This window comes from Burkholderia cepacia, from assembly GCF_001039005.1.
Taxonomy (GTDB): Bacteria; Pseudomonadota; Gammaproteobacteria; order Burkholderiales; family Burkholderiaceae; genus Burkholderia; species Burkholderia theae.
In genome coordinates this window covers 204,450-216,559 of sequence record NZ_LDWR01000046.1, presented here as the reverse complement: position 1 = coordinate 216,559, position 12,110 = coordinate 204,450, and the positions used below count along the sequence as shown (strand labels likewise).

The window sequence follows — 12,110 nt, the reverse complement described above, 5'->3', positions numbered from 1 at the left end:
GCGCCGCCGGTCGCGCGGACGCCATGAGGGTGACGGATGCGGATGGTTTGCGTTGTCATGATGAATTCACTCGACATTGCGGATCGGGCGCGCGTTACGCAGGGGTGGTGAGACCGCCTGGCCTCGCGCACGTAGATCGCCATCCAGTCGCGAAGATAGCACCGCAATACGGCGGGAACATTGCCGGGCGGTGATCCGGGCTATCAGGAGGCGATCATGTCGATCATAGGCCCGTCGCGCGGTATCGGGGCGCCGATGCGTGCACATCGGGCCGAAACGCAGGCGTGACGGGGCGTGAGCGCGAAAGTCGCGCGACGCGCGTTCGCCCGGAAATCCGGGCGGCGGCGGAGTAGGTGTTTACACGCGGCCGGTCAGTTGCGGCCGGCTATGCGTGACCGGCAGAAGCGTCAGTCAGAGCCGCATGATGGCAAACCGGCGGCGCGCGACCCGGTCGATCGGGCCGCGCGCGCCTGAGGCCGCGATAGCAGCCGGTCGGTCAGGCCGCGAGCTTGCGGCGATGGCGCCAGAGGCTGGCGACGACGGCAAGCAGGATCGCGGCGAAGCCGATCAGCGCCCAGCCGGGCAGCAGGATGCCGAAGATCGGCGGGTAGACGGTCTCGCACAGCCCGGCGACCTTGAACATGCCGGGGAACCACTGTGCGGGCGGCAGGCTGTCGACGATCGGCTGCAGCGTGTCGAAGCCGCAGCTGAAGCCCGGATTCATCTGGATCGACAGGTGCCGCGCGGCCGTGCCGACGCCGCCGGCCGCGGCGACCGCGATCAGCAGCTCGAGCACCCAGATGACGCGCCAGTTGCGTATCCCGGCGGCCAGGAACGCGAAGATCCCGATCGCGGCGAAGAAATAACGCTGGATGATGCACAGCGGGCACGGATCTTCGTTCTTCACGTACTGCAGGTACAGCGCACCGGCCAGCAGGGCGATGCACACCCATCCGAGCAGCATCAGCAGGCGGCGTTCGCGGCGTAGCGCAAGCGTGTAGTCGTTCATGTCGGCGAGGTTCCTCGTGGGTCGGTCCGGAAAACAATCGCGCGATTTTAGCGCGAACGGTCTGGCACGAAACTGACAGCGCGTGTGCGGCACCCTGCCGCACCGCGCGTACTGCCCGCCGACGGTCGGTCTACGCGGTCAGCGGATCGTGTTCAGCACGGCCTCGACCGCCTGGCCGATCGCGAGCAGCGCGTCGTCGCGATGTGGTGCTGCCGCGAGCATCAGGCCGACCGGCGCCGCGTCGCGCGGATGGCACGGCAGCGACAATGCGCATGCGTCGAGGAAGTTGAACGCGCTCGGGTTGCGCAGGATCAGCGCATTGGTGCGCGTGAACGCGGCGTCGTCCGCTTCGAGTTCGGCGATGCGCGGCGGCACGACCGGCACCGTCGGCGCGACGAGCGCATCGAAGCGCGACCAGACCGTGTGCGCGGCTTCGTCGAGCATCGCGGCGCGCGCGGCAAGCAGATCGAGATAGTCGGCCGCGCTCGCGGGTTCGCCCTTCAGGATCCGCGTGAGCACACGCGGGTCGTACTGGTCGCGATGCTGCGCGAGCAGCGGGCGATGCCACGCGTACGCCTCGATCGGCGAGAAGCCGAAGCGGTTGATGTCCGGCAGCCGGTCGAGCGCGGGGAAGCGCACTTCCGTGACGATCGCGCCGGCGGCTTCGAGATGCTTCAGCGCGGTGTCGAGCGCGGCCGCGACGTCGGCATCGACGCCGTCCGTCACGTGGTTCGTCAGCACGCCGAGCCGCACGCCTTCGAGCGGCCGTGAGGCCGGCACGTGCGGTTCGAGACCCGCGAGCATCCGGTCGACCAGTGCGCAGCAGGCGACCGTCAGGCCGATCGGGCCGAACGAGTCGAGCGTGGTCGACAGCGGCACGCCGCCTTGCGTCGGGATCCGACTCGCGGTCGGCTTGAAGCCCGTCAGCCCGCACAGCGCGGCTGGAATGCGGATCGAGCCGCCCGTGTCGGTGCCGAGCGCGACGGCGGCCATCCCGTCGGCGACCGACGCGGCCGCGCCGGACGACGAGCCGCCGGAAATCCGCGCATCGCCCGGCACGTCGCGGTGGTACGGCGAGCGCGGATTGCCGAAGTGCGGATTCAGCCCGAGCCCCGAGAACGCGAACTCGCTCATGTTCGTGCGGCCGACCAGCACCGCGCCCGCGCGCTTGAGCCGCGCGACGGCGACCGCATCGGTGCGCGCGGCCGGCGCGCCGTCGAGCACGCGCGAACCCGCGCGCGTCACCTGGCCCGCGACGTCGAACAGATCCTTGACCGACACGGGGATGCCCGCGAGCGGCGACAGCACGGTGCCCGCGGCGCGCAGCCGGTCGTGCGCGTCGGCGGCCGCGCGCGCGTTGTCGGCATCGACCTGGGTGAAGACGGCGGCGCCCTGGCCAGAAGGATCGGCGATCCGGTCGAGCGCGGTGTCGACGAGCGCGCGGCTCGTGGTCCGGCCGGCGGCGAGGTCGGCGGCGAGCCGGGCGAGCGGGGGGAAGGGCGTGAAAGTGGTCATGGGCGGCTCAGGGGCGAAGATGTTGAAGAAGCGTGGAGCGGAACGAATCGATATGGCCTTCGACGGCCGCGCGCGCGCCGGCGGCGTCGCGTGCGGCGAGCCGTTCGAACAGCTCGCGATGCTCGTGCTGGACGTCGGCGAGATGGTGCGGTTCGGACAGCGTGACGAACCAGAAGCGCAGCGAGCGCTCGTGCAGCGCGCGGAGGATCTCGGCAAGGACCGCATTGCGCGCGGCCGCGGCAATCGCCTGATGAAACGCACGGTCGAGCTCCATCATGCCCTCGACGTCGTGCGTATCGACGCAGGCCTGTCCGTCGTCGAGCAGCGCGGCCATGCGCGCGAGATCGTCGGGCGTCGCATGGCGCGCGGCGAGTTCGGCGCAGTGCGCTTCGTTGATGCGCCGCACGTCGATTACCGCGACGATGTCGTCGAGCGACAGCGGCTGCACCATCAATCCCTTGCGCGGCATCACGGACAGCAGCCCTTCGAGCACGAGCCGATGGACGGCCTGGTGCACCGGCGTGCGGCCGATTCCCGTGCGCGCGACGAGGTCGGCTTCGTTGAGCGCGGCGCCCGGCTTCAGGCGCATCGTGATGATGTCGCGCTGGATCAGCGCATAGGCGCGGTCGGCGAGACTCGCCGCCGGCGCGGCGGGCCGGTCACGGATGACGTCGGTCAGCGCATTCATGCGGGTTGCGGCGCGGCGGCCGGATGGGGCGCGATCATGGCGCGGGCGATCGGGAAGCGTGGACGATGGCTGGATATTATTGTGATATATCACTGGTGTCCAGTGCGGACGATGGAGCATCGGTGTCGTCCGCACGCGAACCGGGACGCTCCCCGGTGCGGTTTGCCACCGGCTTGCAACAATATCGACAGGATGTTGCAGGTTTACCGCGCGATCGTGCACTGAAGCATAATGAATCCTCGTCTATCCATACGCGTGAGCGACGTACCAGACCATCGTCATGAGCGAAAACACGCCTTCCCCGGCCGGTCTGCCCGGCAACTCTTCCGTTTCTTCCGATTCCCTCCGTTCCGATCCGGCGAAAGCGCCCGATGCGCCGGCAGCACAGGCCGCCGCGCAGAACGTTGCTGTAGACGGCGCGTCGCCGGTCACGGCCGCGTCCGAGCCGGGCGCCCCGGGTTCGACGAACGCCGCCGGCGCCGTGCCGCCGAAGCCTGGCGCGCCGCCGCCCGGCTTCGGCGCGCCGCCCGATTTCGATACGCCGCGGCCGCCGCCCGCGAGCGCGCAGAATGCGCCGCCGGCGTACCTGAAGCAGAGCGACACGCCGTGGTCGGTGTTCGGCCGGATCGTGGCCGCGCGTGCGCGCCGGTGGTTCGACCGCGCGGGCCAGCGCATCACGCAGCGCACGCTGCGCATCGGCGTGTCGGCGCGGATCTTCCATCCGGAACCGGGCGCGAAGGGGCTGCGAGGCAAGACGCTGCAGTATCTCGAGGAATCGATCGCACACTGGGTGATGTCGCGTGACGTGCTCGTGTTCATGATTCCGACCGTCGGCCACCAGGGCATGATTCACCCGAGCAACATCCGCCTGCGCGACTACGCGAAGCATCTCGACGGCCTGCTGCTGCAAGGCGGCGCCGACGTGTCGCCGCAAACCTACGCGGCGTCGGACGCGCGCCCCGAATGGCCGGGCGATCGTGTGCGCGACATGTACGAACTCGAGCTGCTGCACGAGTTCGTCGAGTCCGGCAAACCTGTCCTTGGCGTGTGTCGCGGTTGCCAGCTGATCAACGTCGCGTTCGGCGGCTCGCTGTATCAGGACATCGCGACCGACGTGCCGACCGCGAACGTGCACGTGAGCGAGCATTACGACCAGCATCGTCACGCGATCCGCTTCCCCGATTCGTCGACGCTCGCGAACATGTTTCCCGGGCGCAGCGAAGCGATCGTCAACTCGATCCATCATCAGGCGATCCGCGATCTCGGCCGCGATCTGAACATCGAGGCCGTGTCGGCCGGCGACGGGATCATCGAGGGCATCCGCCATCGCCGTTCGCCGTTCGTCGTCGGCGTGCAATGGCACCCCGAGTTCCATCGGGCGGGCGGCTCGGAGCTGCTCGACTGCACGCCGCTGCTCGATGCATTCCTGCGCGCGGCACGCGAAACTCGCCTGTAGAAAGCCGGATTTTTTACATCGCTCGACGGCCGGCCGCATCCCGATAAATTCGAGATGCGGCCTTTTGGTTTTGAACGATAATCGCGAGTTCCGATTCGTTCGCCGGAGTCTGACGTTGGCTTTCCGAAACTTTTCCCCTGCACGATGCGCAACGTGGATCGTTGCACTGGCCACCTGCACGCAAGCAGGTGCGGCCTGGTCCGCCGACGCGACCGCGCCGGTTGCCGGTACGCGTCCGGCGGTGACGAGCCTGAGTGGTGATGCGTCTCGAGCTGCGTCCGCCGCGGCCGCGACGGACGCCACCGTGCAAGGCAATGTCGCCGAGCTGACGCAGATGCTGCACGACGGCCGGATCGTCGAAATGCGCACGACATACAACGGCAGCTACGGTGCGAGCCTGATGTTCGATCCGCGCGAGATGACGTACTACGTCGCGCTGTTCCAGGACAAGAATCTGTGGCGCGTAATCCGATCGCAGGAGAAGAACCGCGCGGAGATGGTGTACGCGAACTTCGTCCAGCAAACCGTGCAGCTCGCCGATATCGAAATTCGCCGTACCGAGCTGCAGGCGCAGAAGGCGTTTCTCGAACGCGTGATCGCGCTGCAGGCGAATCGTGCGCAGCAGTTGCAGGCCGACCTGAGCGTCGCGCGCAGCCAGCAGGCCGAAGTCGCGCAGCGGCAACGGTCGGCGCAGGAGCAGACGCAGGCGCTGCAGGTCGAGAAGCGGGCCGCGCAGCTGCAGTTGCGCGATCTGCAGGAGCAGGTGCGGCAACTCGAGAAGCAGACCGAGACGGGGCTGCCCGCGCACAAGTAACGATTCGTCAGACGGACGCACAGACGAACGAAACCCGGCGAAGCGATCTTCGCCGGGTTTTTTATTGGGCGGTCGTCAGCGCGCGAACGCGTCCGGCGTGTCGGTCACGCGGCGGTGGGACAGTTGCGACGTCCAGTCGAAACCGGCGGCGGGCGCGTGCGCCGCGCGGGCAGGCTGGATGGCGCCCAGCGCGCTTGCCATTGCGATCAGCGTGAGCGGATCGTCGAGCGTGTCTGTTGTGCGTGGTGGCGGGGGGAGCCGATCGCGTGTGCGAGTGTTGGCCGCATCGCGTTGGATCGGCGGACGTGCGGCCAGGTGCGACACGGTCGCGGTCCGGGCCGGTGCTGTCGTCGTGCGTTCGCCGTTTGTCCGATGCGGCGACGCAGCGGCGGTGCGCTGCACGTCGGACGTTGCCTTCGGATGATGCGATGGCGGACGACGTGCGGCACCGTGCGTGGCCGACGATGCTTCGGCTATTTTCGCGACCGGGGTCGCCACCGTGCGCGACGGCGTTGCATTCGTCGACGTACCCGGATGAACCGCGGCGACCCGCACGGTGCCGGTCGATGACGTGGCGTGATCCGGCGCAACGGTAGCCGTATGAATCGCGTTCGCAGGCCCGAAACCCGCGGGCGATTCATACGCGGCAATCAGCCAGCCGATGATGCCGAGCGCGCCGATACTCCAGCAGGTTGCGTACATCGCACGCCGGTCGCGAGCGCCGTTGGCGTTACGTCGGGAGTGCAGGCCGGCCGCCGCGGTTTCGTGCGCAACCGGCGACCTGGCCGAAGTCGGCGCGGCCGTCGCCACCGGCAGCGGCTGCCAGCGGCATGCGCGGTGCGGTCTGTCGACGTCGATGCAGGACGTCGTCAGTGTCGCGAGGCAATGCTTGTCGGGCCGCGCACCGGGCGCGCCGCGAAAGGTCCATTCGCGGCCGAACGGCGGTACGCGATCGAGCGGAGCGGCGCGAGGGCGGGCGAGCGCGCCTTCGACGGGGACGAGGGGCGATGGGGTCATGAGGGCGGTATGTCGTGCGATACGGGTGACCGTGCCGGCGCGGCGCGGAGTGTCGTCGCAAATCGTGACATTGTGGTCAGCCGGCGCAGGTCGGTCGATCAGATCAATCTGATTTTTGCTTGCGTTTTCGGACGACTCGTACGAGTCGAATGCCGCGACGGCAACCGCGGGGGCGGCACAAGGCAAATGTCGGCTTGGCGTGGCATCATTCGCGAACCATGTCGGTGCGCGCGTCGTTGCGCGGCGTGCCGCCGGCGGGCAGCGATGCCCGTGCGCACCGATCAGGGCCGGCGCGCAAGGGCATCGTCGGATCCATGCGGCGCGGATTCGCGCCATCCGAGCTGAGCGAGAAAAACATGTCCACAGCGTCACACGCCATCGCGCAGGAATCGAAATTCCGCACCGTGTTCCGGGTCGTCAGCGGCAACTTCCTGGAAATGTACGACTTCATGGTCTACGGGTATTACGCGTCGGCCATCGCGAAAACCTACTTTCCGAGCGGTAACGCATTCGCGTCGCTGATGCTGTCGCTGTCGGTGTTCGGCGCGGGCTTCCTGATGCGACCGGTCGGCGCGATCGTGCTCGGCGCGTACATCGACCATCACGGCCGCCGCAAGGGGCTGATCCTGACGCTCGGGCTGATGGCGCTCGGCACGCTCACGGTGGCCGCGGTGCCCGGTTACGCGACGATCGGCGTGCTTGCGCCGGCGCTCGTGCTGCTCGGCCGGCTGCTGCAGGGCTTTTCCGCGGGCGTCGAACTCGGCGGCGTGTCGGTCTACCTGTCTGAGATCGCGACGAAGGGCCACAAGGGGTTCTATACATCGTGGCAGTCGGGCAGCCAGCAAGTGGCCGTCGTGTTCGCCGCGTTCGTCGGCGTGCTGTTGAACCGTGCGCTGCCGGCCGAGGAGATGACCGCGTGGGGCTGGCGCATTCCGTTCCTGATCGGCTGTCTGATCGTGCCGTTCCTGTTCCTGATCCGTCGTTCGCTGAAGGAGACCGACGAGTTCCTCGCGAAGCGTCATCGTCCGACGATGGGCGAGATCATGCGCTCGATGCTCGACAACTGGGGCATCGTGGTCGCCGGCATGGGGATGGTGATCATGACGACGGTGTCGTTCTACTTGATCACCGCCTATACGCCGACCTTCGGCAAGGAAGTGCTGCACCTGTCGTCGCTCGACGCGCTCGTCGTGACGGTCTGCGTGGGGATCTCCAACCTCGTGTGGCTGCCGCTGTCCGGCGCGTTGTCCGATCGCATCGGTCGTCGCCCGGTATTGATCACATTCACAGTGCTCACGCTCCTGACGGCTTACCCGGTCGTGCTGTGGCTCGTCGGCGATCCGTCGTTCCTGCGGCTGCTCGCGGTCGAGCTGTGGCTGTCGTTCCTGTACGGGTCGTACAACGGCGCGATGGTCGTGGCGCTGACCGAGGTGATGCCGTCCGACGTGCGCACGGCAGGCTTCTCGCTCGCGTACAGCCTGGCAACGACGATCGGCGGCTTCACGCCGGCGATCTCGACGCTGCTGATTCACGAGACGGGCAACAAGGCGGCGCCGGGGCTGTGGCTGAGCGTCGCCGCGATTTGCGGGCTGATCGCGACGCTCGTGCTGTATCGCACGCCTGAGGCGCGCAATCAGTACAAGGCGGCCTGACAGGCACCCGCACATCGCGCGGCGCCGGCCGCGTGCATCACATTGAAAAGGGAGCGCGCCGCGCTCCCTTTTTTCGTCTGCGTTCAGGCTTCGCGCAGTGCGCCGGCGACCGCGGCCGCCACGTCGAGCCATTGTCCCGGCGCGGGCTGGCGGGCGATCCTCGCGTGCGGATACCACGGGCAGTCGTCGCCGGTGAACCAGCGCCAGTCGGGCGCGAACGGCAGCATGACCCACAGCGGCTTGCCGAGCGCGCCCGCGAGGTGCGCGACCGCCGTATCGATCGTGACGACGCCGTCGAGCCGCTCGATCAGCGCGGCTGTGTCGGCAAAGTCGTTCAGCCGTCCGTCGAGGCGATGTACGCGCGGATGCGCGTCGACGCGCGCGCGTTCGTCGTCGTCGAGCGCGGGCTGCAGCACGATCCAGTCGATGTCCGGCAGCGCGAGCAGCGGCGCGAGCGCGTCGAACGGCATCGAGCGGTTTTCCTGCGCCTGCCGGCGCCCGGACCACGCGAGGCCGAACTTGCGCTTCGATTGCCCGCCGAGCGAGCCGCGAAAGCGCCGGCGGGCGCCTTCGGGGGCGTCGAGGTAGCGCGAGCCGCCGACGATGTCGTCCGGTTGAAGCCCGAGCAGGAACGGCAGGCTCATCAGCGTGCAGGCGACATCCGCATCGGGCGGCTTTGCGGCACCCTGTGCGACGAGCGTCACGCGCCAGCGTGACGCGGCCGGTGCCAGCAGCGGGACGAGTTCCGGCTGGACTTCGAGCACGACGCGCGCGCAGCGTGCGCGGGCAAGCGGCACGAAGCGGACGAACTGTAGCGTGTCGCCGAAGCCCTGTTCCGCGCGGATCAGCAGCGTGCGTGACGCGATCGGCTCGCCTTGCCAGCGCGGCAGTGTGCCGAGCGGTGTCGCGCCCGGCGTCTCGTGGCGCGCTTCGTACGCGGGCAGGCCGCGCGTGAAGTCGCCGAGCGTCAGCAGCGTGACCGCGCGGTGCAGCCGTGCGAGCGTGAGATCGGGCGCGACGCGCAGCGCCTGGTCGAATGCGCGCAGCGCCATCTCGTGCGCGCAGAGCGCGTGATGCGCGTTGCCGAGGTTCAGCCAGGCCAGGCTGAACGACGGATCGAGGCCGACGGCGCGCTCGTAGTAGGGCAGCGCGTCGCGGTGGCGCGCTTGCGCGCACAGTGCGTTCGCGAGCCCGAACAGCGCGAGCGGAAACGGCGGATGCAGCGCGAGTGCGGCTTCGAACGCGGTGGCCGCTTCGACGTGCCGGCCGACCGCATCGAACGTGTTGCCGAGATTGAAATGCGCGGCGACGAAGCGCGGCTGCGCGGCGATCGCGGCCTGGAAGTGCGCGATCGCGTCGTCGGCGCGGCCCATCGCGCTCAACGCCATCGCGAGGTTGTTGTGCGCGCCCGCATGCCCGGGCCGCAGCTCGAGCGCGCGACGGAAAGCGGCGAGCGCGTCGTCGTGGCGGCCGAGCGCATTCAGCGCGTTGCCGAGATTGTTGTGGATCGACGCGTCATCGGGCGTGAGCCGGAGCGCGCGGCCGAACGCATCGATCGCATCGTCGTGGCGCTGCAGCGCCGCATACGCGTTGCCGAGGTTGTAGTGCGCGAGCGGAAATTCGGGCGCGAGCGTGAGCGCGTTGCGAAAGCGATCGATTGCTTCGTCGAGGCGACCGAGCGCTTTCAGCGCGTTGCCGAGATTGAGCTGCAGCGCGGCGTCGCCCGGACGCAGCGCGACGGCGCGGCCGACGAGATCGGCCGCTTCGGCGTGCTGGCCCTGCTGGTGCCGAAGCACGCCGAACAGGTGCAGCGCGTCGGCGTCGGCGGGGTTGACGTCGAGCGCGGCGCGATAGCCGTGCTCGGCGTCGGCAAGCCGGCCCGCGCGGTGTGCGGCGTATGCTCGGTCGAATGCGGATTCCATGACGCGAAAGCTGGCGGAAAACGCGTATTTTCCCACACAGCGCGCCGGCGCCGCGTATCGGCCGGTCGGCATATGGCCCCGTCACGCGGAGCGGCGTAGACTTGCAGGGTCGCGTGTCATCGAGGTTCTCATGACTGACACCCTGCCTGATATCCCGCCCGTGCTGATCGTCGGCGCGGGGCCGACCGGTCTTGCCGCGGCGATGAGCCTCGCGCGGGCCCGTGTGCCGGTGCGCATCATCGATCGGCTCGCCGCGCCCGCGCCGTATTCGCGCGCGATCGGCATCCAGGCACGCACGCTCGAACTGCTAGAACAGCATCGCGCGGTCGAACCGTTTCTCGCGCTCGGCCATCGCGCGCATGCGGCCACGCTGCATGCCGACGGCCGCGTGATCGCGCGGCTCGATTTCGATCCGTTGCAAACGCGCTATCCGTATCTGCTGTTTCTCGACCAGAGCGTCACCGAGCGCCTGCTCGCCGAGCACCTGGCCCGGCTCGGCGTGACGGTCGAGCGCGGCACGACGCTGACCGCGTGCGCGGGCGGCGGCACATCGCTCGACGTGTCGCTCCGTGGCGCCGACGGGCGCGACGAGTCGTTCGCGCCGTCGTACCTGATCGCTGCCGACGGCGCGCACAGCACGGTCAGGCATCTGCTCGGCCTGGGTTTTGCCGGGCATGCGTTCGAACAGACTTTCCTGCTCGCCGATTTCGCGGCGATACCCGACTGGCCGGACGAAGAGATCCACCTGTTCACCACACCCGAAGGTATTGCGGGCCTGTTTCCGATGGGAGGCGGCCGTTACCGGCTCGTGGCCGACCGGCCGCCCGGCAGCGACGCGTCGCCCGATGCACCGGCCCCGTCGCTCGCGGAGTGCGACGCGATCGTGCGTGCGCGTGCCGGTGCGTCGATCTCGCCGAGCGATCTCGCGTGGTCGTCCTACTTTCACCTGCACAGCCGGATGGTCGATCGGCTGCGGCACGGCCGCGTGTTCTTCGCGGGCGACGCCGCGCACGTCCACAGCCCGGCCGGCGCGCAGGGCATGAACACCGGCATTCAGGAAGCGTTCAATCTCGGCTGGAAGCTCGCGCGCGTGCTTGGCGCAGGTACGTCCGAGCGGCTGCTCGACACGTATCACGCGGAGCGCCATCCGATCGAGCGCGAAGTGTTGCGGCAGACCACTCTTGTCACGCAGATCGTCGAAGCCGATCGCGGCGCGATGAAGCTGCTGCGCGATCATGTCGTGCCGCTGCTGGCATCGTTCGGGCCGATGCGCGACGCGGTGCGGCGGTCGGTCAGTGAGCTCGGCGTGCAGTACCGGAAGAGTCCGCTCACGCTGGAGCGCGTGCTCGACGGCGGCCCGCGTGCCGGCGAGCGGGCACCCGATGCGCTCGTGCACGTGATCGACGGGCCGCTCGGTCAGGCGCCCGGAACGGCGCGGTTATACGACCTGCACGATCCGGCGAGCTTCACGCTGCTGCTGCTCGAGGAGCCGGTGACTGCCGATGCCGGCGAGGCGCCGCCGATGGAGGCCGATGCGCAGGCGCTCGTGCAGGGGCTCGAGCGGATCATGCCGGATGCGGTGCGCGAGTGGCGCGTCACCGATGCCGAAGGCGACGGTACGGCGGGGCTTGCACAGGTGTACGGCCGCTCGCGGCCGTCGTTCTACCTGTTGCGACCCGACGGCTACGTCGCCGCGCGCGGGCGTACGGCGACCGACGCGAACGCATTACTGCGCCACTGCGAAAACTGGTTCGCGGGCATGTCGCCGCCCGCGTAGCGGCGCGGTCAGGCGCTCGCCGCGACGGGCACGAGCGACGCGCGGTGCGCGGCGATCGCGTCGCGCACGATCGGCGCCGCGCGTTGTGCGGCTTCGTTCGACGGATCGTCGAGTGCCGCGAGAAACGCGCGGCGCATCCGCGGCTCCCAGAAGCGCCGGATATGTTCGGCGATGCCGGTCAGCGCTTCGTCGCGATCGGGCATCGATTCGAAGAATGCGCCGATCTGGTTGGCCATGTCGATCAGGTGTCCGTTGTCCAT

The 12,110-nt window shown here is 68.9% G+C and carries 10 protein-coding genes; 4 read left to right on the top strand and 6 right to left on the bottom strand.

The window, feature by feature from the left end; translation table 11 throughout:
- Window positions 1-496 precede the first annotated feature (496 nt).
- The 3 genes from VL15_RS26885 to VL15_RS26875 form a co-directional block, all read right to left on the bottom strand.
- On the bottom strand, window positions 497-1,009 hold the full coding sequence (locus VL15_RS26885; protein ID WP_048249655.1) for a disulfide bond formation protein B: 513 nt from the start codon (window positions 1,007-1,009) through the stop codon (window positions 497-499).
- A 138-nt stretch (window positions 1,010-1,147) separates the two neighbouring features.
- Window positions 1,148-2,524 (bottom strand): amidase, encoded by a 1,377-nt coding sequence (locus VL15_RS26880; protein WP_048249653.1) that lies wholly within the window; start codon window positions 2,522-2,524, stop codon window positions 1,148-1,150.
- 7 nt (window positions 2,525-2,531) lie between these two features.
- Window positions 2,532-3,212 (bottom strand): GntR family transcriptional regulator, encoded by a 681-nt coding sequence (locus tag VL15_RS26875; protein WP_048249652.1) that lies wholly within the window; start codon window positions 3,210-3,212, stop codon window positions 2,532-2,534.
- 280 nt (window positions 3,213-3,492) lie between these two features.
- On the opposite strand from VL15_RS26875, the gene VL15_RS26870 reads away from it, so the two are divergent.
- Together VL15_RS26870 and VL15_RS26865 are read left to right on the top strand one after the other, a co-directional pair.
- Window positions 3,493-4,668: a gamma-glutamyl-gamma-aminobutyrate hydrolase family protein gene (locus VL15_RS26870; RefSeq protein WP_048249651.1), complete on the top strand. Its 1,176-nt coding sequence runs from the start codon at window positions 3,493-3,495 to the stop codon at window positions 4,666-4,668.
- A 115-nt stretch (window positions 4,669-4,783) separates the two neighbouring features.
- Complete coding sequence (locus tag VL15_RS26865; RefSeq protein ID WP_048249650.1) at window positions 4,784-5,482, top strand: DUF2968 domain-containing protein; 699 nt, start codon at window positions 4,784-4,786, stop codon at window positions 5,480-5,482.
- Between the two features lie 75 nt (window positions 5,483-5,557).
- Here VL15_RS26865 and VL15_RS26860 read toward each other — a convergent pair whose 3' ends face one another.
- Window positions 5,558-6,835 (bottom strand): hypothetical protein, encoded by a 1,278-nt coding sequence (locus VL15_RS26860; RefSeq protein ID WP_329955966.1) that lies wholly within the window; start codon window positions 6,833-6,835, stop codon window positions 5,558-5,560.
- Between the two features lie 20 nt (window positions 6,836-6,855).
- Between VL15_RS26860 and VL15_RS26855 the strand changes: the two genes are divergently transcribed.
- On the top strand, window positions 6,856-8,151 hold the full coding sequence (locus VL15_RS26855; protein WP_048249731.1) for an MFS transporter: 1,296 nt from the start codon (window positions 6,856-6,858) through the stop codon (window positions 8,149-8,151).
- A gap of 83 nt (window positions 8,152-8,234) precedes the next feature.
- Here VL15_RS26855 and VL15_RS26850 read toward each other — a convergent pair whose 3' ends face one another.
- A complete protein-coding gene (locus VL15_RS26850) occupies window positions 8,235-10,073 on the bottom strand; it encodes a tetratricopeptide repeat protein (protein ID WP_419188698.1) in 1,839 nt (612 codons plus the stop codon).
- A 130-nt stretch (window positions 10,074-10,203) separates the two neighbouring features.
- Between VL15_RS26850 and VL15_RS26845 the strand changes: the two genes are divergently transcribed.
- On the top strand, window positions 10,204-11,850 hold the full coding sequence (locus VL15_RS26845) for an FAD-dependent monooxygenase (protein ID WP_048249646.1): 1,647 nt from the start codon (window positions 10,204-10,206) through the stop codon (window positions 11,848-11,850).
- 8 nt (window positions 11,851-11,858) lie between these two features.
- Here VL15_RS26845 and VL15_RS26840 read toward each other — a convergent pair whose 3' ends face one another.
- Window positions 11,859-12,110: a formate dehydrogenase subunit delta gene (locus VL15_RS26840; protein WP_048249644.1), complete on the bottom strand. Its 252-nt coding sequence runs from the start codon at window positions 12,108-12,110 to the stop codon at window positions 11,859-11,861.

What these genes read in the sequence shown, in the direction of transcription:
- VL15_RS26885 (WP_048249655.1), bottom strand. Translation starts at nt 1,009, where the DNA reads ATGAACGACTACACGCTTGCGCTACGCCGCGAACGCCGCCTGCTGATG.
- VL15_RS26880 (WP_048249653.1), bottom strand. Translation starts at nt 2,524, where the DNA reads ATGACCACTTTCACGCCCTTCCCCCCGCTCGCCCGGCTCGCCGCCGAC.
- VL15_RS26875 (WP_048249652.1), bottom strand. Translation starts at nt 3,212, where the DNA reads ATGAATGCGCTGACCGACGTCATCCGTGACCGGCCCGCCGCGCCGGCG.
- VL15_RS26870 (WP_048249651.1), top strand. Translation starts at nt 3,493, where the DNA reads ATGAGCGAAAACACGCCTTCCCCGGCCGGTCTGCCCGGCAACTCTTCC.
- VL15_RS26860 (WP_329955966.1), bottom strand. Translation starts at nt 6,835, where the DNA reads ATGGCGCGAATCCGCGCCGCATGGATCCGACGATGCCCTTGCGCGCCG.
- VL15_RS26855 (WP_048249731.1), top strand. Translation starts at nt 6,856, where the DNA reads ATGTCCACAGCGTCACACGCCATCGCGCAGGAATCGAAATTCCGCACC.
- VL15_RS26850 (WP_419188698.1), bottom strand. Translation starts at nt 10,073, where the DNA reads ATGGAATCCGCATTCGACCGAGCATACGCCGCACACCGCGCGGGCCGG.
- VL15_RS26845 (WP_048249646.1), top strand. Translation starts at nt 10,204, where the DNA reads ATGACTGACACCCTGCCTGATATCCCGCCCGTGCTGATCGTCGGCGCG.
- VL15_RS26840 (WP_048249644.1), bottom strand. Translation starts at nt 12,110, where the DNA reads ATGGACAACGGACACCTGATCGACATGGCCAACCAGATCGGCGCATTC.